This is a genomic window from Nonomuraea candida (genome assembly GCF_000725485.1).
Classification (GTDB): domain Bacteria; phylum Actinomycetota; class Actinomycetes; order Streptosporangiales; family Streptosporangiaceae; genus Nonomuraea; species Nonomuraea candida.
In genome coordinates this window covers 66,832-85,659 of the sequence record NZ_JOAG01000003.1, presented here as the reverse complement: position 1 = coordinate 85,659, position 18,828 = coordinate 66,832, and the positions used below count along the sequence as shown (strand labels likewise).

The following is an 18,828-nucleotide window of genomic DNA, read 5'->3' as shown; positions in this document are numbered from 1 at the left end:
ACCGACAGAGGGGGACAGATGAGTACGACACGGGGGAGCGGGCGCCGCTCCAGGGCCACCTTCCTGCGCCGTCACGGGGTGCGCGCGCTCACGGCGGGGGCCGCGCTGGCGGCCGCGCTGTCGGCCGTGGCCGGGCCCGCGCATGCCACCGCCGACGTGAGCGTGTCCGGCTCGGTGCTGCGGATCGCCTCCGACGCCGCCGCCGACGACCTCCTGATCACCCAGGTCGGGACCCGGCTGGTCGTCAGGAACGACGGCGGCCTGCTGATCCCCGCCGCGCCGTGCGTCGCCATGGCCAAGAACGTCTCGGCCTGCCCGGCCGGCGAGGTCACCACGATCGTGGCCGACCTGGGCGACGGGGACGACCGGATGGAGAACAGGACCGCGCTGCGCTCGCGGGTGGTCCTCGGGGCCGGCGCGGACCAGTTCGTCGGCGGGACGGGCGTGGACATGGCCTTCGGCGACGTGGGCGACGACCGGCTGGCCGGGCTCGCGGGGGACGACGTCCTGCTCGGCGCGGATGGGCTCGACAGCGCCCACGGCGGCGACGGCGCCGACAAGTGCGACGCCGAGATCCGCACGCTCTGCGAGTAGCGCGCGGAGGAGCGGGGCCGTGACGCTCCCCGGGCCGCCGGGGGCGTCACGGCCCTTTCCCTGCCTACGGCGGCCGGCGAACGTCGTTGAACCGGTTAGCCATCCCGGCCGCGTCGTGCCTGGACAGCGGGCGTGCGCCCGCATGAGAGCGTTTGCGGAGCCACGTCTCGAAAGCGTCACGGCTATTGACGGCGCGGACACGGGGAATTTACGTTCGCGGTACTTATCCGGTTCAGCAGGCCCTTCGCGGTCTGCGCTCAAACAAAAGTGAAGTCGCTGACCGGTCTCCAAGGCGGAAGCCTGTTTTGCGTCAGCTCTGGGAGCGCTCCCAGATTGCCGCCGGAGCCGGACCATCGGGGGGTCTGACAGACGTTCGTACCTTCGCGCCATGCGCGGAGGAAGGAGAGAAGCGATGCGTAACCGGGCTCGGATCATGATTCCGCTCGTGGCGGCGGGCCTGCTCGCCACGGCCTGCAGCGGCGGCGGAGCCACGCCGACCCCGCCGGCCGCACAGTCGCAGAGCCCCGGCGCGGCGGCCAGTGCCAACCCCGACCAGCTTCCGCGCAACGAGACGCTCTACACCACGGGCGTGCAGTGGGGGCCGCCGGCCAACTTCAACCCGATCAGGGAGTGGGACTCGGCCACCGGCACCAAGGGCCTGGTGTACGAGACCATGTTCCATTACGACACCAACGCGGCCAAGCTGACCCCGTGGCTGGCCGAGAGCGGCTCCTGGACGGACGACACGACCTACGAGGTCAAGCTCCGCCAGGGCGTCAAGTGGGCCGACGGGCAGCCCTTCACCGCCAAGGACGTCGTCTTCTCCTTCGAGCTCGGCAAGATGGAGACCATCCCCTACCACCACCTGTGGGACTGGCTGAAGAGCGTCGAGGCCACCGACGACCACACCGTGACGTTCACCTTCACCAAGGCCAACTACCAGCAGTGGGACTTCAACCTCTACAGCCGCTCCATCGTCCCCGAGCACATCTGGAAGGGCCGCTCGGAGAAGGAGGTGCTGGACGGGATCAACGAGAACCCGGTCGGCACGGGCGCGTACAAGTTCCTGAGCAAGGACCAGGACCGCGTGGTGCTGCAGCGGCGTGACGACTGGTGGGGCAAGACGGCGCTCGGCATGGAGCCCAAGCCGCGCTACATCGTGGACATCGCCACTCCGAGCAACGAGGTCGCGATGGGCATGCTGCTGCAGAAGGGGCTGGACCTCAGCAACAACTTCCTGCCCGGCGTGGCCAACCTGGTCAAGGGCAACTTCGGGCTGACGACCTACTACAAAGAGCCCCCGTACATGCTGTCGGCCAACACCGCGTGGCTGGTGCCGAACACCACGAAGAAGCCGATGGACGACCCGGCCTTCCGCAAGGCGCTGGCCGCCTCCGTGGACGTCAAGAAGATCGTCGAAGGCGTGTACGGCAACCTCGTCAAGGCCGCCAGCCCGACCGGCCTGCTGCCGCAGTGGGACAAGTTCGTGGACCAGGGCGTGGTCTCCTCCGCGGGCTTCACCTTCGACACGGCCAAGGCCAAGAAGCTGCTGTCGGACGCCGGGTACAAGGACACCGACGGCGACGGGTTCGTGGAGAACAAGGACGGCTCGAAGATCAGCCTGACCCTCATCGTGCCGTCGGGCTGGACCGACTGGATGGAGTCGGCCAGGTCCATCTCCGCCAGCGCCAAGACCGCCGGCATCCAGATCACGCCCGAGTTCCCCGACTTCAACGCGCTGGTCGAGCAGCGCGCCAAGGGAGACTTCGACCTGCTCATCAACAACGAGCGGCAGCTGTCGAACTCGCCGTACACCTACTACGAGTACATGTTCCAGCTCCCGATCCAGGAGCAGCAGAACACGGTCAACTTCGCCCGCTACGAGAACAAGAAGGCGTGGGAGCTGGTCCAGCAGCTCGACCAGATCAAGACCGACGACACCGCGGGCATGCAGAAGGTCATCTCCCAGCTCCAGCGGATCCATCTCGACGACATGCCGGTCATCCCGCTCTGGTACAACGGCCTGTGGGCGCAGTCCAGCACCAGCGTGTGGAAGAACTGGCCGTCCGCCGAGGGCAGCGCGCCCAAGACCGGCGCGGTGATGTGGCGCAACTGGCTCGAACTGGGCGGTTTCGAGACCCTCACCCAGCTCCAGCCCGCGGCTTCCTGACGATCTGATCCGACGAATCCCGCGATCCCCCGCCCCGCGCGTCCCAGGGGCGGGGGACTTCCCCGGAGAGCAAACACGTGCGTCGTTATTTCGGCAGGAAACTGCTCATCTATGGATTGACCTTCTTCGTCGCCGTCACGGTCAACTGGATGATCCCGCGCTTCATGCCGGGCGACCCGGTCGCCAGCATGGTCGCGCGGGCCAACGTCACCAAGCCCGAGGCCGTCGAGGCGATGCGGGCGTACTACACCAACCTGTTCGGCCTGGACCAGCCGCTGTGGCAGCAGTACCTCAACTTCTGGGGCGCGCTGCTGCGCGGCGACTTCGGGGTCAGCATCTGGTTGTTCCCGACCCCGGTCAGCGACGTGATCACGACGGCGGTGCCGTACACGCTGGCCCTGATCGTCCCGTCGGTGCTGCTGAGCTGGGTGGTGGGCAACCGGTTCGGCGCGTACGCCGCCCGCCGCAAGCTGCTCGACAACACCGTGCTGCCGGTGGGCTACGTGCTGACGGCGATGCCGTACATGTGGCTGGCCGTGCTGCTGGCCTGGGCGTTCGGCGTGATACTCGGCTGGTTCCCGGTGGCCGGCGGCTACAGCTTCTCGATGCGGCCCAACTGGTCGTGGACGTTCCTGCTCGACCTGCTGCACCACTGGACGCTGCCGTTCCTGTCGCTGTTCCTCGTGGCGCTGGGCGGCTGGGCGATCGGCATGCGGAACATGATCATCTATGAGCTGGAGTCCGACTACTCCAACTACCTGTCCGCGCTCGGCGCGCCCAGCAGGCTCATCCGCAGGTACGCCTTCCGCAACGCCGTGCTGCCCCAGATCACCGGCCTGGCCCTGCAACTGGGCGTGCTGGTGGCGGGAGCGCTGGTCACCGAGATCGTCTTCGCCTATCCGGGCCTGGGCAGCCTGATCCTCAAGGCCATCCAGAACAAGGACTTCTTCCTGCTGCAGGGCACGTTCCTGTTCATCGTGCTCGGCGTGCTCATCGCCAACTTCATCATCGACATCGTCTACGTCGTGGTCGATCCGCGGACCAGGGCGGGAATGGCGGGTGCCCAGGCATGACCGTGATCCAGGAAGTCGCGCCGCGCGAGCCGGCCGGGGTGCGGCGCGAGGCGCTCTATTTCGCGGCGCGCAACGGCAAGCTCATGACCGGCTTCGGCATCGTGGCCGTCCTGTTCCTGCTGGGGCTGCTCGGCCCCCTGCTGGTCGGCGGCGCGCCCAACGAGTACGGCCCCAAGCCCATGACCCCGCCCTCGGGCGAGCACTGGTTCGGCACCACCACCTTCGGCCAGGACGTGTTCACGCAGTTCGTGCACGGACTGCGCAGCACGTTCGCGGTCGGGGTGATCGGCGGCGGCATCGCGGCCGTCATCGGCATGCTGGTCGGCTTCGTGGCCGGCTACCGCGGCGGCATCGTCGACGAGATCCTCAACATGCTGACCAACGTCATCCTGGTCATCCCCACCCTCGCCGTGCTGCTGATCATCAACGCCTACCTGGGCATCCGCAGCGTGGCCGTGCAGGGCCTGTTCATCGGGCTGACGCAGTGGCCGTGGGCGGCGCGGGCGATCAGGGCGCAGACGTTCTCGCTGCGCACCCGCGAGTTCGTGGACCTGGCCAGGATGAGCGGCGCCGGCACCGGCCGGATCATCGCCAGGGAGATCGCGCCGAACATGAGCTCCTACCTGTTCATGACGTTCATCCTGCTGTTCGGCGGCTCGGTGCTCATCGCCTCCTCGCTGGACTTCATCGGCCTCGGCCCCACCGAGGGGGTCTCGCTCGGCCTGATGCTGCAGAACGCCAACCAGTGGAGCGCGCTCCAGCTCGGCCTGTGGTGGTGGTTCGTGCCGCCGGGCGCCGCCATCACGGCCATCGTGGGCGCCCTGTACGTGGCCAACGTCGGGCTCGACGAGGTCTTCAACCCGAAACTGAGGGAGACATGAGTCTGCAGGTCAGCGAGCTGAAGGTGCACTACAGGACGCTCAAGGGCGACGTGCGCGCCCTGGACGGCATGTCCTTCGGGCTCGGCGACGGCGAGATCCTCGGCCTGGTCGGGGAGTCGGGCTGCGGCAAGAGCACGCTGGGCAAGTCCCTCATCCGGATGGACGGCCGCATGCGCCGGGTGGGCGGCACGGTCGTGCTCGACGGCCGGGAGCTGCCCATCGACGACGACCGCGCGATGAACGAGTTCCGCTTCCGCGAGGTCTCCCTCATCCCGCAGTACGCCATGAGCGCGCTCAACCCCACCCGCAAGATCCGCAGGATGGTCACCGAGCTGCTCAGGTCGCGCGGCGCCGCCCTCGACCTCGCCGAGCTGGAGCGCCGCATGGCACAGGTCGGCCTGCCGGCCGAGGTGCTCGACCGCTACCCGATCGAGCTGTCCGGCGGCATGAAGCAGCGCATGGTGATGGTCATCTCCACGCTGCTGGACCCGTCCCTGCTGATCGCCGACGAGGTCACCTCCGCGCTCGACGTCTCCACCCAGAAGGCCGTGGCCCGCGCCCTGCTCGGCTTCAGGGAGAGCGGCTACGTCAAGAGCATGATCTTCGTCACCCACGACCTCGCGCTCACCCACCACATCGCCGACACGATCATGGTCATGTACGCGGGCCGGCTCGCCGAGAAGGCCCCGGCCGACGTGATCGTCAAGGCGCCGCGGCACCCGTACACGAAACTGCTGCTCGACGCCCTGCCCGAGGTCGGCGTCCGCTACGCCGACCGCAGGCTGGAGGGCATCGCCGGCAGCCCGCCCTCGCTGCTGAACCCGCCCGCCGGCTGCCGGTTCCGCGACCGCTGCCCGATCGCGGGCGAGGAGTGCGCCGAGGACCCGCCGGTGGCCGAGCTGGCCCCCGACCACCACGTAGCCTGCTGGAAGGCCTGATGCTGAGACTCCACGACGTCACCAAGGAATTCCGCGTCGGCGCCTTCGGCGGCAAGAGCGTCGCGGCCGTCAAGGGCGTCAGCTTCGAGGTCGTGCCGGGCGAGGTCGTCTCGCTGATCGGCGAGAGCGGCAGCGGCAAGAGCACGATCGGCCGGATGATCCTCGGCCTGAACCCGGTCACCAGCGGCTCGATCACCTTCGACGGGCTGCCGGTGCGGGCGGGCAAGGAGTACTACCGCCGGGTCCAGGGCATCTTCCAGGACCCGTTCAGCTCCTTCAACCCGGTCTTCAAGGCCGACCGCGTCTTCTCCATGATCAAGGAGGCGTACTACCCGTCGGTGCCGGAGGCCGAGTGGCGCGAGCGGATCGCCACGTCCCTGCGCGACGTGCGGCTCAACCCCGACCAGGTGCTGGGCAAGTACCCGCACCAGCTCAGCGGCGGCCAGCTCCAGCGCCTGCTCATCGCCCGCGCGCTGCTGCTGGACATCAAGCTGCTGGTGGCCGACGAGATCACCAGCATGCTCGACGCCTCCACCCGCATCGACGTGCTCAACCTGCTGGCCGAGCTGAAGGCCAGGGGGCTGAGCGTGCTCTACATCACGCACGACCTGTCGCTGGGCAACTACCTGGCCGAGCGCACGCTGGTGCTGCGCCGGGGGAGCGTGGTGGAGATGGGGCTGACGGAGCGGGTCTTCGGCGACCCGCTGCACCCGTACACGCGGGAGCTGCTGTCGGCCGTGCCGCGCCTGCACACGGCCTGGGACGACGCCGCGCCCGTGGAGACCTGCGTGTATCACGACAGGGGCGGCTCGGACGGCCTGGTCGAGGCCGAGCCGGGGCACTTCGTGGCGTGCGCCCGGCTGGCCACCTGCTCATAGACGATCGGGAGCGTCAGCCGCGGTGGTGCAGGCGCCGGCGGGCCAGGCTGAACAGCATGGCCCCCAGCCACACCACGAACAGCACCTTGAAGACCCCGAAACCGCCGATGACCAGCCCGATCATCATCAGCACGAACAGCAGGGGCAGGATCGGGTGCGGCCCCCGCCGGCGCCCCGCCTGCCCCCGCAGGTGCGCGTGCCGGGCGGCCCAGGCGGCCCGCTGGATGTCCCCGCGCATGTCCCGGCGCAGGTCGCGCATCGACTGCACCTGCCGCCGGTGGGCGTGCACCGCCGCCCGCCAGTCGTCCATCCCGTAGGGGGAGAAGGGCTCCCGGTGAGCCGGCTGATGACCGGGCTGATGACCGGGCAGGTCGTTCGTCACCCGGGCGAGGTCACCGGCCGTCCGGGCGGCCAGCGCCGCGTCGAGGCGCTCGTCGAGCTCCTCGTGGGTCAGGCGGCCCTGCGCGAAGTGCTCGCGCAGGGCGGCCATCGTCTGCTCGCGCTCGGCGTCGCCGACGCGGAGATCGTTGCGGTCCATGTCAGGCTCCTCGCTCTCCCCGAACCGGCCGATCCGGTGCGCTGCCGGTCATCTCTGGCTACTCCTCACCCGGCTCGTCGTCGGCCAGGATCTGATAGAGCCTGCGGCGGGTCTCCACCAGAGCCTTGCGCGCCTCGCGGATCTGCGCGTCGTTGCCGGTCTGGAGCACCTGCATCATCGCGAAGGCCGACTGGCGGGCGATGTGCCACAGGTCGGCGGTGTTGTCGTCGATGTCGGGCCGCATCTCGTCCCACGGGGCGCGGACCTCCTCGGCGTGCGACTCGACGTAGGCGCGGCCCTCGTCGGTGAGGCGGAAGGTCTTGCGGCCCTCGTTCTCCTCCGAGATCACCAGGCCCTCGTCGCTGAGCTGCTGGAGCGCCGGATAGACGGCGCCGGGGCTGGGCTTCCAGCCGCCCTCGCTGCGCGCGGCGATCTCCTGGATGATCTGGTAGCCGTTGCGCGGCTCCTCCGACAGCAGGGCCAGGATCGCGGCGCGCACGTCGCCCCGCTTGGCCTTGCGGGCGCGGCCGCCCCAGCCGCGGTGGCCGCCCCACGGCCCGCCCGGGCCGGAGAACGGGCCGCCCCGCCCGAAGTCGAACGGGAACGGGCCGGGCGGCCCGCCCCTCCTGCCCCGGTGCCGCCGGTCGTGCGGCCCGCCCGGCTCGCCGGGATCACCGCCGTGGCCACCACCGTGCCCACCACCGTGCCCGCCGCCGCGCCCCCGGTGGCCGCCGAACTGCTCGAACGTCTCGCTCATGGCACGGAACGCCTCGCGCAGCGCGCGCTTGTACTCGTGTGCGCCGGGCCAGGGTCCGCCTGCCGCGATGGGGGAAGTCATTTTTCCTCCTCTATCGTGATCTATTCTCGATGCGTCAAAGATATATCGGTACTGTTCCGTTAGCAACCCTCTGACAGGAGTGAGCCAGATCACGAAAAAGTTGCGGAATCCGGGAACAGGATCGGGAGAGGTGGCGTTGAACAGAGCAGACGAGGTCGTTCCGCGTCGGCAGGGCTGGGGGGTGCTGTCGCCGCGGAGACGACCTCGTCTGCGTTTCCGGATGATTTCGCCGGGTTCGTGAGGGTCTTCGCGCGGCATGCCTGCCCGCGTAAAGGACTTCTTTGCCGTAGGGTCCCGATCATGATGGGGCACACGCACGCGATGACGGGGGCCATCGCCTGGCTGGGGCTGGCGCCGCCCCTGGCCGCACTGCCGCTGCTGAACGAGTCCTCCCGCTTCGTCGACACCGGGATCATGGCCACCGCGCTCAGTCCCGCCGAGCTGATCGCCGGGGCGCTCATCTGCGCGGGCGCCGCGATGCTGCCCGACCTCGACCATCCGAGCGCGACGATCGCGCAGACGTTCGGGCCGGTCACGTGGGCGCTGAGCAAGTTCGTGGCCTGGATCAGCGGCGGGCACCGCGGCGCGACGCACTCGCTGGCCTTCGCGGTGGCGCTCGGGTTCGGCGCGCACTGGCTGGCCGGCGCCTATCCGATCGGGCGCGACATCATGGTCGTGCTGCTCATCGGGCTCGCCCTGCGCGCCATCGGGATCGGCATCCCCGGCAACAAGGCCGGATCCATCATGATCAACATCGGCCTGACCGCGGGGCTGTACGCCGTCTTCATGTCCCTCGACGTGGGGTACGCCTGGCTGGGGCTGGCGGTGGGGCTCGGCTCCTTCATCCACGTCGTCGGCGACTGCATGACCGAGCGGGGCTGTCCGGTGCTCTGGCCGCTGGGGGCCAAGTTCGTGCTGCCGTGGAAGATCGGCATCAAGACGGGCCGGAAGTTCGAGCAGAAGATCCTGGCCCCGGTCCTGTCGGTGGCGATCGTCGGGCTGCTGTTCTGGCGGCTGGCGCCGGTTTAACTTGATGTCGAGATACTCTGGATATATCTTGACGTCGAGACATCCGCCGCGGGCCTGGTGGTTAGGGTTACCTAACGTGTTGTTCGGTCAGGGAGTGCGGCAGGATTCTGTCTGAACACCTGTCTATGGAGGAGGCGAATCATCGTGTCCGCGAACAGCTTCGGCAGCCGTGACACGCTCCGCGTCGGCGACGCGTCGTACGAGATCTTCCGGCTGGATGCCGTCGAGGGCGCCGCCCGTCTCCCGTACAGCCTGAAGATCCTGCTGGAGAACCTCCTCCGCACCGAGGACGGCGCCAACATCACCGCCGACCACATCCGTGCGCTGGGCGGCTGGGACCCGAACGCGGCGCCCAGCGTGGAGATCCAGTTCACGCCCGCGCGCGTCATCATGCAGGACTTCACCGGCGTGCCGTGCGTGGTCGACCTGGCCACCATGCGCGAGGCCGTGCGCGACCTGGGCGGCGACCCCGCCCGCATCAACCCGCTCGCGCCCGCCGAGATGGTCATCGACCACTCGGTCATCGTCGACTACTTCGGCCACCCCGACGCCTTCCAGCGCAACGTCGAGCGCGAATACGAGCGCAACCGCGAGCGCTACCAGTTCCTGCGCTGGGGCCAGACGGCCTTCGACGAGTTCAAGGTCGTGCCGCCCGGCACCGGCATCGTGCACCAGGTCAACATCGAGCACCTGGCCCGCGTCGTCATGACCCGCGACGGGAAGGCCTACCCCGACACCTGCGTCGGCACCGACTCCCACACCACGATGGAGAACGGCATCGGCGTGCTGGGCTGGGGCGTCGGCGGCATCGAGGCCGAGGCCGCGATGCTCGGCCAGCCGATCTCCATGCTCATCCCGCGCGTGGTCGGCTTCAAGCTCAGCGGCAAGCTGCCCGCCGGCGCCACCGCCACCGACCTGGTGCTCACGATCACCGAGATCCTGCGCAAGCACGGCGTGGTCGGCAAGTTCGTGGAGTTCTACGGCGAGGGCGTCTCCTCCGTGCCGCTGGCCGACCGGGCCACGATCGGCAACATGAGCCCCGAGTTCGGCTCCACCTGCGCCATCTTCCCGATCGACGGCCAGACCGTCGACTACCTGCGCCTGACCGGCCGCTCCGAGGAGCAGATCGCCCTCGTCGAGGCCTACGCCAAGGCCCAGGGCCTGTGGCTCGACCCGGCCGCGCCCGAGCCGGTCTTCTCCGAGTACATCGAGCTCGACCTGGGCACCGTGGTGCCGTCCATCGCCGGCCCCAAGCGCCCGCAGGACCGCATCGTGCTGTCGGCGGCCAAGGCCACCTGGCGCCACGACGTGCAGAACTACGTCGAGGACGGCGTCGACGAGGCCGGCCAGGAGACCTTCCCGGCCTCCGACGCGCCCGCCTCCAACGCCAGCGCCGACGGCGGCCGGCCGCACAAGCCGGTGCCCGTCACGCTCGCCGACGGCACCTCGTTCGAGATCGACCACGGCATCGTCTCGATCGCCGCGATCACCTCCTGCACCAACACCTCCAACCCCTACGTCATGCTCGGCGCGGCCCTGCTCGCCCGCAACGCCGTCGAGAAGGGCCTGACCCGCAAGCCGTGGGTCAAGACCTCGCTGGCGCCCGGCTCCCAGGTCGTCACCGGCTACTTCGAGCGCTCGGGCCTGCAGCCCTACCTCGACAAGATCGGCTTCAACCTGGTCGGCTACGGCTGCACCACCTGCATCGGCAACTCCGGCCCGCTGCTGCCGGAGATCTCCGAGGCCATCCAGGCCAACGACCTGGCCGTCACGGCGGTGCTGTCCGGCAACCGCAACTTCGAGGGCCGCATCAACCCCGACGTCAAGATGAACTACCTGGCCTCGCCGCCGCTCGTGGTCGCCTACGCGCTGGCCGGGACCATGGACCTCGACCTCGACACCGAGCCGCTGGGCCTGGGCAGCGACGGCGAGCCCGTCTACCTGCGCGACATCTGGCCCTCGCCGGAGGAGATCACCGCGGTGGTCAACTCCTCGATCGGCCGCGACATGTTCGAGCGCGACTACGCCGACGTGTTCAAGGGCGACGACCACTGGCGCTCGCTGTCGATCCCGACGGGCGACACCTTCGAGTGGGACCCCGACTCGACCTACGTGCGCAAGGCCCCCTACTTCGACGGCATGCCGGAGAAGCCGGAGCCCGTCACCGACATCACCGGCGCCCGCGTGCTGGTCAAGGTCGGCGACTCGGTCACCACCGACCACATCTCGCCGGCCGGCTCCATCAAGGCCGGCACCCCCGCCGCGCAATACCTCCAGGCCAACGGCGTCGAGGTCAAGGACTTCAACTCCTACGGCTCGCGGCGCGGCAACCACGAGGTGATGATCCGCGGCACGTTCGCCAACATCCGCCTGCGCAACCAGATCGCGCCGGGCACCGAGGGCGGCTACACCCGCGACTTCACCCGGCCCGACGCCCCGGTGTCGTTCATCTACGACGCCTCCGTCAACTACGCCGCGGCCGGCACGCCGCTGGTGGTGCTGGCGGGCAAGGAATACGGCTCCGGCTCCTCGCGCGACTGGGCGGCCAAGGGCACGGCGCTGCTGGGCGTGCGCGCGGTCATCGCCGAGTCCTACGAGCGCATCCACCGCTCCAACCTGATCGGCATGGGCGTGCTGCCGCTGCAGTTCCCCGAGGGCGCCTCGGCCGAGGCGCTGGGCCTGACGGGCGAAGAGACCTTCGACATCACGGGCGTCGAAGAGCTCAACAAGGGCGGCATCCCGCAGACGGTCCACGTCAAGGCCGGCGACGTCGAGTTCGACGCGGTCGTCCGCATCGACACGCCGGGCGAGGCCGACTACTACCGGCACGGCGGCATCATGCAGTACGTCCTGCGCTCGCTGCTGGCCAAGTAGCCAGTTCTTCCCGTGCCTCCGCCCGGTCATGAGCCGGGCGGGAGCGCGGGGGTTGGGGCGTGATCCTCACGCGCCCCGCATCGGGGGAACCACCCGACACCCTGAGAGCCGCCCCGCGGGACACCCCCCGCGGGGCGGCTCTTCGCCATGCGAGGGGTGGCGGGGCAGTCCCTGTGCGCACGCTCGTCCCCGGCATGCCGGTCCGCGGCGTGCTCGTCCCCGGCATGCTGGTCCCCGGCGTGCTGGTCCGCGGCGTGCTCGTCCCCGGCCCCCGCGTCCTTCGGGGGGCGGCCGGTGACCTGAACGGCGCGCCGGGGCGCCCGTACCCGTCATGACACCTTGGCGGGCGGCGCGCTCCAGGTGTCGCAGGCGGCGGGGGAGAGCGTGGTGGCCCCGCGCCTGAACCAGGAGACCCGGTTGGCGCCCTTGCCGTGGCTCACGCGCTCCGTGCCGTCGTCGCCGGCGGCGCGCACGGCGTCGTACAGGGTGGTCCAGTCGCTCGCGGAGCGCGCCTGCGAGGCGCGTACGCTGCCCATGAACACCCCGGCCAGGCAGTCGGCCTGCAGCTCGAACCGGCGCTTCAGCTCGGCGGCGCGCCGCTGGGGCGCGGCCCGGTGGGCCGCCGCGAAGGCCCGGTGCACGCCGGTGAGGGCCTGGAGGTGGTGGGCGTACTCGTGGGCGGCGATCTTGAGCGGGTAGAGGTCGGTCCTGTTCTCGATCCAGCGGCCGGTCAGCGTGAACACCAGCGTCCGGTCACGGTGGCAGTAGAGCGCGTCCACGCTCTCCAGCGGCACCCCGCAGACGCTGCCCCGCGACTCCTCGAAGAAGCGGGCGCCCGGCTTGCCGAACCGCAGCCCCGCCGTGCCGAAGTAGGCGCCCCACGCCTGGTCCAGGCATTTCACGGCATGCTGGAGGTATTCGCGGCCGCGCGGGATGCCCCCGGCGATCAGCGGCGTCTCGGGGCACGAGGTGCCCCCGAGCCTGCCCGCCCGCTCCGGAAACGGATCGGTGACGGGCGCGGCCGTGGTCGTGGGCATGCTCGTGGTCGTGGGCATGCTCGTGGGCACGGTCGCGGTCGTGGTCGCGGGGGAGAGGGGTGCGGTGGCGAGGAGCGTGGCGAGGCCGAGGGGTGAGATTGGCACGTCGGCAGCATAGAGCCGCCACGCGTGTGGCACGATGAAAGGTGCCACCCGGCGAACTGCTACTTCGCCGGGCGGCAAACCTCAGAGCATCCGTCTCAGCACGGTGACCGCCTCGGCGACCACCTCGTCGGGTGCGCTGCCGACGTAGAACTCGAAGCGGTCGGGCGAGAGGGCGCGCATCTGCTCCACCATCGCCCAACTGGTCTTGGCCAGCCCGGTGTTGTCGCGGTCGATGCGGACATGGGTCATGTAGCCGCGTTCACGGGTGGTCAAGGGCACCGCGAAGACGATGTCCAGCCGTGAGCGGTTGAGGTCGTTGTTGCTGATGATCAGAGCAGGGCGGTCGAAACCCTGCTCGCGACCGGTCGGCCGGCCGAATTGGGTGAACCAGATATCACCCTGGGCTAGTTTCACTCTTTCTCCTTGGGAAATGTGATCAGACCCTCCCATTCGGGAGCGATGTGCCGGGTGCGCGGCTTCGTGCCCAGCACGAGCTCGCGCTCGGCCAGGTAGTCGGCCCGGCTCTCCGGATCTTCGCGCTGGGTCCGCTCGATCTGCTCGTTGAGGGTCTCCCAGAACAGCTTCTGCTCGTAGTCGGTGATGGCGTCGTTGAGCACCTCGGTCATGCTTCGGCCCTCCTGGCGGGCGATCTTCGCTAGACGGTCTCTCGTTTTGACGCTCACACGGATCGTCGTCGCCGCATTATGCTTCGGGCTCATACTCGACAGGCTATGTGGGCGTCGCGACAGATACTAGAGGAGCCTCGTTACTCTCGCAGCACTTATGGCAACAGAGCGTAAAGATGATTGACTCTTCTGCGTGACCGATGTGGCATTGGTGCTTATATTTGGCAGTTTGGCGGTTTTCGCGGGGGCGGTCGTCCAGGGTGCTGTGGGGTTCGGGCTGGGGCTGGTCGCGGCGCCCCTGCTCACCATGCTGGCCCCCGACCTCATGCCCGGCGCCATCCAGGTCGTCAACCTGACCCTGCCGCTGTTCACGCTGGCCAGGGAGTGGCGCAGGGTGGACTGGCCGGGGCTCGGGTTCGCGGTGCTCGGCAGGCTGCCCGGGAGCGCCATCGGCGCAGTCGTCGTTGTCTACTTTTCCATCTACGCACGCGGCATACTCGTGGCGGTGATGGTGCTGATCGCCGTGGCGCTGACGGCCCGGGCGCTGAGCGTGCCACGCAACGGCTACACGATCACCTCGGCCGGGTTCGTCTCGGGGATCACCGGCACCGCCACGGGCATCGGCGGGCCGCCCATCGCGCTCGTCTACCAGAACGCCAAGGGGCCGCAGATCCGGGCCACGCTGGCGATGTTCTTCTTCCTGAGCGCCGCGCAGTCGCTGGTCATCCTCCGGGTCGTGGGGGAGCTGCCCGCGCGGGCGCTGCTGACCGGGGCCGCGCTGATCGTGCCCATGGTGCTGGGGTTCCTGGTGTCGGGGCCGCTGCGGCGCTACCTCGACGGGGGCAAGGTGCGGGTGGCGGTGCTGTGCGTGGCGGCGGCCTCGGCGGTGGCGCTGATCCTGCAGAACGCGCTCACCGCCGTGGCCGGCGCCTGACTCAGCCCACCGGGGTGTTCATGTCGGTCTGGATCTGGGCCGGGGTCAGGGCCCTGTCATAGACGCGGACCTCGTCGATCTGGCCGCTGAAGACCTGGTTGAGCAGGCCGTTGCCGCCGATCCGCAACGACGCGCCGTCCGTGCGGAGCGCGCCCGTGACGGCCTGCTGCGCCACCTGCGCGCCGTTGACGTACAGCCGCAGGACCGCCCCGTCGTACGTGGCCGCCAGGTGGGACCACGTGTTGACCGGGAGCGCGGCCGGGCCGGGCAGGTCGGACTGCGCGGAGGTGTGCACGCGGACGTGCGGGAGCTGGTCGGGGGCGCCGGCCGACAGGGCGTAGGCCAGGCCGCCCGAGTGCCGCTTCATGATCACGGTACGCCACCCGCTGACGCTCGACGGCCGCACCCACGCCTCCAGCGTCATCCCGGTCGTCAGCCGCAGAGCGGCGGAATCGGGCACGTCGACCCAGCTGAGCAGGCCGTTGAAGGACAGGGCGCCGCCGTACCTGCCGCTCGACGTCCGGCTCGCGCCGGTGACGGTGCCGGTGTTGCCGTTGCCGGAGGAGTCGGTGACCGAGCCGCCCGAGCCCTCGTTCATCCCGTACGCGGCCACCAGCCCCGTCGCGGGCGGCACCGGCGTGTACGTGGCCGTGTACGTCGTGGCCGTCGCGGGCGCCACCACCTGGTGGGAGGCGGCCCCGCCGTCGGACCAGGACGCGAAGGCGTGACTCTGGCCGCCGGAGTCCTGCGGCGACGGCGCGGAGACCGAGTTGCTCGACCCGACGATCACCGTCCGGGTGAACGGCGTGGCCACCTGCTCACCGTTGAAGCCCAGCCGCAGGCCCGCCGGCGCGGAGGCGAAGGTGAGCTGCACCGTTCTCGGCTGCAGCAGCACGCTCTCGGTGTCGGTGAGGCCGTGCGCGTCGGTGGCGGTCAGCCGCAGCTCCAGGTGCGAGGGGTATTCGTGGTCGGGCGCCTGGAAGGTCCCGGACGTGCCGGTGAAGGTGGTGATCTCGTGCTCGTGGCAGGTGCTGGGGCAGTGGTGCATGATCAGCGCCCAGCGCATGCGGGAACCGGGGATGGTGCCGTCCTGGGCGTCGGTGGCGGTGCCGGAGAAGGAGATGGACTGGCCGACCGCCCACGTGGTGGTGGACGTCGGCGCGGTGATCGTGGCCTGCGGCGCGGTGTTGGCCACGTTGACCGTGACCGTCGCGTCGTCCTGGCCGCCGCGGTCGTCGCTGACCCGCAGCCGCACCACCGGCGAGCCGGGCTGCGTGTAGGTGTGGGACGGCGTGGCCGAGGTGGAGTCGTCGAGTTCGCCGTCGCCGTCGAGGTCCCAGGCGTAGGTGATGGGGTCGCCGTCGGCGTCGGTGGAGCCCGCGGCGGAGAAGTTCACCGTCAGCGGGGCCGCGCCGGAGGTCGGCGAGGCGCTGACGACCGCCGAGGGAGGCGTGTTGTCGTAGATGTAGCGCACGATGGTGCCGCCCGCGTAGTCGACCGCGAACAGGTCGCCGCCGGGGCCGGTCTCCAGTTCGACGGCGGGGATGCCGGAGTCGAAGTTCGCCACCGTGGCCGGGTCGGGCAGACCGTTGGCGCCCTTGAGCATGACCCACACGCACGAGCGGCTGTAGTCGGAGAAGAACAGCGCCCCGTCGTAGGCGTCCGGGTAGCGGCCGCCCTCGTAGAAGGCGACGCCACTGGAGGAGGAGCCGCCGGTCGGGCAGGGGTCGTTCGGGGCGGGCCTGGAGTTGTGGTTCCAGGCGAAGTACGGGACGGAGTGCGCGGTGGTCCCGGCCGTGTACAGGCTCTCGCAGAGGGTCAGGTTGAGGTTGTCGTAGCCCGCCTGGCGGCCGGCGCCCTCGTAGCAGGGCCAGCCGAAGTTGGGCACCGCCGTGGTGGGCGAGGCGACGCGGTTGATCTCCTCGAAGGCGCTCCAGCCGACCTCGCCCGACCAGATCTCGTCCGTGCCGGGGCGGTTGGTGATGCGGAACGGGTTGCGCAGGCCGTGGGCGACGATGCGGGCCACGTTGGCGTCGGCGCTGCCCGCGTTGGGGTTGCCGGCGGCGGGGGCCCCCGTGTCCGGGTCTATCCGGATGATGGTGCCGGCCAGGCCCGCCGGGTCGCCGGCGGTGCGCACGTCCTGGGAGCGCAGCGCGCCGCCCTCGGCGGTGGGCGGGGTGAGGGCGGTGCCGACCGGCGACGGCGGGTCGCCGCAGGGGTTGTCGGGGGTGATGTCGGAGGCGGGCAGGTTGTCCTGGCCGTAGTCGGCGAAGTTGAAGCTGGCGCCGTCGCCGCCGGAGGCGTAGAGGGCGCCGTCGGGGCCGAACTGCAGGTCGCCGACCGAGTGGCTGGGATGTTGCTGGCACCAGTCGGTGATCAGCGGCGTCTCCGCGCCGGTCGGGGAGATCACCGAGAGGCGGCCGGTGACCAGGCAGCCGTCGCCGGTCGCGCCGGGCGGGGTGGGGCAGGGGTCGTCGGTGCCGCCCGGGGTGCCCCAGCGCGGCGCGGTACCGCCGGGGACGGCGTCGTAGGCGTACAGGACGTACATACGCGGGTCGGCGGGGAAGTCGGGGTGCAGGGCGAGGCCGAGCAGGCCGCGGTCCCAGAAGTTGTGCACCTGGGTGCGCAGGTCGGCGTAGACGGTGGGAGTGGTGTCCGCGAGCGAGTCGAAGACCTTGATCAGGCCGCTCTTCTCGGCGACGAACACCCGGCCGTCGGGGGAGAACTCCAGGTTGGAGGGGTGGTTGAGGCCGCTGAAGACGATCTGTTTCTGGAACAAGCCCGGTAACGCGCGGGCTGCGGCGGCCGGGGCGGCGATCAGCCCGGCGATGACGAGCAGGACGGATGTCAGGGCGCTGCAAAGGCGCTTCACGAATTACCCCCAGCGAGAAACCGAACAGCAGCGGTCCCCGAGCCGCCGAATGGCCTTGACCGATGTATCGCAAGGAGGGGTCACTTTGTCACGGTTGTGTCCACAATCGGACGCCGAAGCCTCTGCCCGGGCGGCTGCCTCTGCCCGGGCGGCTGCCTCTGCCCGGGCGGTCGCCTCTCCCCGGGTGGCTGCCGCTGCCCGGGCCGTGGGCGTTTCCTCAGGCTCCGCCGGCCCGCGCCATGGCGGGGCGGAGCAGGACGATCAGCGCCGGCAGGGGGAAGAGCAGCAGGAACAGGTTGGGCAGCCACCAGGCCAGGCTGAAGTCGCCGCGCAGCGCCCAGAAGGCGATCGCCTGGAGACCGGCGGTGCTGGTCAGGGTGAGGGAGACCGTCATCAGGGGCCGCCAGGCGGCCCGCGCGCACAGGGTCGCCAGCCCGGTCAGGCTCGCGGCCAGGTCGAGCGGGACGAACGAGAGGTTCCAGTCGACCAGGACGGGATCGCTGTAGTCCTCGTAGGCCAGCTCGGGCGGGATCAGACCGGCGAACACCACCACCCAGTACACCAGCAGCCCGACGTCGGCGATCAGCATCGCGACCTTCGTCGCCCCCAGCACCCGCCCCGCCGCTCCCCGCCCTCCAGCGGCCCGGCCGGGCGGATCAGCGGCTGTCTTCACACCAGGGCCGGGATGCGGATCAGCGGCCGTCCTCTCGTGAGGGCCGGGATGTGGATCAGCGGCCGTCCTCTCGTGAGGGCCGGGGAGCCGGGTCACCGGTCGCCGCCTTCCGCCGTCAGGGCGGCCAGCCGGGCGCGCACCTGGCGGTGCAGGTCGTCGCGGGGTGGCGCCAGGTCCAGCAGCCGGGCCATCCACCAGCCGTCCACGGCCAGCCGGACCAGGTACGCCGTGCTCGGGTCGAGGCCGTCGCCGGCGAGCCGGTCCTGCCAGATCCGGTAGCGCCGCCGGAACGACTCCAGCACCTCCGGCCCGCCGGACAGCGCGGCGAGCAGCGCCACGGCCACCTGGTCGGCGTGCGCCCGCGCGGGCACGTCGGCGTCGGGGATGGTGGCGTCCAGCCAGGCCCTGGTGAAGGCGCCGGGCGGCGAGCCCTCCGGCGGCAGCTCGGCCTGGAAACGCTCGACCTGGCGGTTCAGCACCCCCTCCAGCAGCGCCTGCTTGGACCGGAAGTGGTGCAGCAGGCCGCCCTTGCTCACCCCGGCCCCGGCCGCGACCGCGTCCAGCCGGACGGCGTCGGCCCCCTTGGTCACCAGCAGGTGCTCGACGGCATCCAGAATCCGGTCCCGCATCGTCCCTCCCACGCCCAAAGTGCCGACCGTCCAGACGGTCGGTACCTTAGCCGGAGCACGGGCCGCTCGTCCACATCCCGTACGGGCCGACGACCCGGAGTACGGGCCGCTCGTCCACGTCCCGTACGGGCGGACGACG

Annotated in this window: 18 protein-coding genes; 10 read left to right on the top strand and 8 right to left on the bottom strand. The window is 70.3% G+C overall.

Features of this window, described 5'->3' with window-relative positions; genetic code table 11:
• The first annotated feature begins 18 nt into the window (after positions 1 to 18).
• The 6 genes from IO39_RS00430 to IO39_RS00405 all read left to right on the top strand — a co-directional run bounded on the left by IO39_RS00430 (position 19) and on the right by IO39_RS00405 (position 6,534).
• Positions 19 to 594: a hypothetical protein gene (locus IO39_RS00430; RefSeq protein ID WP_157547749.1), complete on the top strand. Its 576-nt coding sequence runs from the start codon at positions 19 to 21 to the stop codon at positions 592 to 594.
• A 412-nt stretch (positions 595 to 1,006) separates the two neighbouring features.
• The gene (locus IO39_RS00425; RefSeq protein WP_043614022.1) at positions 1,007 to 2,764 is read left to right on the top strand and encodes an ABC transporter substrate-binding protein; all 1,758 of its coding nucleotides are present in this window, start codon (positions 1,007 to 1,009) and stop codon (positions 2,762 to 2,764) included.
• A gap of 77 nt (positions 2,765 to 2,841) precedes the next feature.
• A complete protein-coding gene (locus IO39_RS00420; RefSeq protein ID WP_043614019.1) occupies positions 2,842 to 3,837 on the top strand; it encodes an ABC transporter permease in 996 nt (331 codons plus the stop codon).
• Positions 3,834 to 4,718, top strand: coding sequence for an ABC transporter permease (locus tag IO39_RS00415; protein ID WP_043614016.1), 885 nt, complete (start codon positions 3,834 to 3,836; stop codon positions 4,716 to 4,718). Before IO39_RS00420 ends, IO39_RS00415 begins: the two co-directional genes overlap by 4 nt.
• Positions 4,715 to 5,656 carry an ABC transporter ATP-binding protein gene (locus tag IO39_RS00410; RefSeq protein ID WP_043614013.1) on the top strand — a complete coding sequence of 314 codons (942 nt, stop codon included), beginning with the start codon at positions 4,715 to 4,717 and terminating at the stop codon, positions 5,654 to 5,656. The genes IO39_RS00415 and IO39_RS00410 overlap by 4 nt, the downstream gene beginning before the upstream one ends.
• Positions 5,656 to 6,534, top strand: coding sequence for an ABC transporter ATP-binding protein (locus tag IO39_RS00405; protein ID WP_043614010.1), 879 nt, complete (start codon positions 5,656 to 5,658; stop codon positions 6,532 to 6,534). The genes IO39_RS00410 and IO39_RS00405 overlap by 1 nt, the downstream gene beginning before the upstream one ends.
• 13 nt (positions 6,535 to 6,547) lie before the next feature.
• Here IO39_RS00405 and IO39_RS56590 read toward each other — a convergent pair whose 3' ends face one another.
• Together IO39_RS56590 and IO39_RS00395 are read right to left on the bottom strand one after the other, a co-directional pair.
• The gene (locus IO39_RS56590) at positions 6,548 to 7,072 is read right to left on the bottom strand and encodes a DUF1707 SHOCT-like domain-containing protein (protein WP_052422280.1); all 525 of its coding nucleotides are present in this window, start codon (positions 7,070 to 7,072) and stop codon (positions 6,548 to 6,550) included.
• Positions 7,073 to 7,130: 58 nt separating this feature from the next.
• A complete protein-coding gene (locus IO39_RS00395) occupies positions 7,131 to 7,910 on the bottom strand; it encodes a PadR family transcriptional regulator (RefSeq protein WP_043614009.1) in 780 nt (259 codons plus the stop codon).
• A gap of 300 nt (positions 7,911 to 8,210) precedes the next feature.
• On the opposite strand from IO39_RS00395, the gene IO39_RS00390 reads away from it, so the two are divergent.
• The 3 genes from IO39_RS00390 to IO39_RS53990 all read left to right on the top strand — a co-directional run bounded on the left by IO39_RS00390 (position 8,211) and on the right by IO39_RS53990 (position 12,148).
• Positions 8,211 to 8,939, top strand: coding sequence for a metal-dependent hydrolase (locus IO39_RS00390; RefSeq protein ID WP_043614008.1), 729 nt, complete (start codon positions 8,211 to 8,213; stop codon positions 8,937 to 8,939).
• A gap of 144 nt (positions 8,940 to 9,083) precedes the next feature.
• Positions 9,084 to 11,813 (top strand): aconitate hydratase AcnA, encoded by a 2,730-nt coding sequence (gene acnA, locus IO39_RS00385; RefSeq protein ID WP_043614004.1) that lies wholly within the window; start codon positions 9,084 to 9,086, stop codon positions 11,811 to 11,813.
• Between the two features lie 173 nt (positions 11,814 to 11,986).
• Positions 11,987 to 12,148: a hypothetical protein gene (locus IO39_RS53990; RefSeq protein WP_157547748.1), complete on the top strand. Its 162-nt coding sequence runs from the start codon at positions 11,987 to 11,989 to the stop codon at positions 12,146 to 12,148.
• On the opposite strand, the gene IO39_RS00380 is transcribed toward IO39_RS53990, so the two are convergent.
• The 3 genes from IO39_RS00380 to IO39_RS00370 form a co-directional block, all read right to left on the bottom strand.
• Positions 12,143 to 12,955, bottom strand: coding sequence for a neutral zinc metallopeptidase (locus tag IO39_RS00380; RefSeq protein WP_245641743.1), 813 nt, complete (start codon positions 12,953 to 12,955; stop codon positions 12,143 to 12,145). The two genes, IO39_RS53990 and IO39_RS00380, sit on opposite strands and share 6 nt — an antisense overlap.
• An 81-nt stretch (positions 12,956 to 13,036) precedes the next feature.
• Positions 13,037 to 13,369, bottom strand: coding sequence for a type II toxin-antitoxin system PemK/MazF family toxin (locus tag IO39_RS00375; RefSeq protein ID WP_052422278.1), 333 nt, complete (start codon positions 13,367 to 13,369; stop codon positions 13,037 to 13,039).
• Positions 13,366 to 13,581 carry a hypothetical protein gene (locus tag IO39_RS00370; protein ID WP_043614002.1) on the bottom strand — a complete coding sequence of 72 codons (216 nt, stop codon included), beginning with the start codon at positions 13,579 to 13,581 and terminating at the stop codon, positions 13,366 to 13,368. The genes IO39_RS00375 and IO39_RS00370 overlap by 4 nt, the downstream gene beginning before the upstream one ends.
• A 229-nt stretch (positions 13,582 to 13,810) precedes the next feature.
• On the opposite strand from IO39_RS00370, the gene IO39_RS00365 reads away from it, so the two are divergent.
• Entirely contained in the window at positions 13,811 to 14,515 is a 705-nt protein-coding gene (locus IO39_RS00365; RefSeq protein WP_245641742.1) for a sulfite exporter TauE/SafE family protein, read from the top strand.
• A 1-nt stretch (position 14,516) separates the two neighbouring features.
• Here the strand turns inward: IO39_RS00365 and IO39_RS00360 are convergent, their stop codons facing one another.
• From IO39_RS00360 to IO39_RS00350, 3 genes are all read right to left on the bottom strand, one after another.
• The gene (locus tag IO39_RS00360) at positions 14,517 to 17,387 is read right to left on the bottom strand and encodes a LamG-like jellyroll fold domain-containing protein (RefSeq protein WP_211266848.1); all 2,871 of its coding nucleotides are present in this window, start codon (positions 17,385 to 17,387) and stop codon (positions 14,517 to 14,519) included.
• Between the two features lie 217 nt (positions 17,388 to 17,604).
• Entirely contained in the window at positions 17,605 to 18,000 is a 396-nt protein-coding gene (locus IO39_RS00355) for a DUF5360 family protein (protein WP_043613996.1), read from the bottom strand.
• Positions 18,001 to 18,152: 152 nt separating this feature from the next.
• Entirely contained in the window at positions 18,153 to 18,689 is a 537-nt protein-coding gene (locus tag IO39_RS00350; protein WP_043613994.1) for a TetR/AcrR family transcriptional regulator, read from the bottom strand.
• Between the last annotated feature and the right edge of the window lie 139 nt (positions 18,690 to 18,828).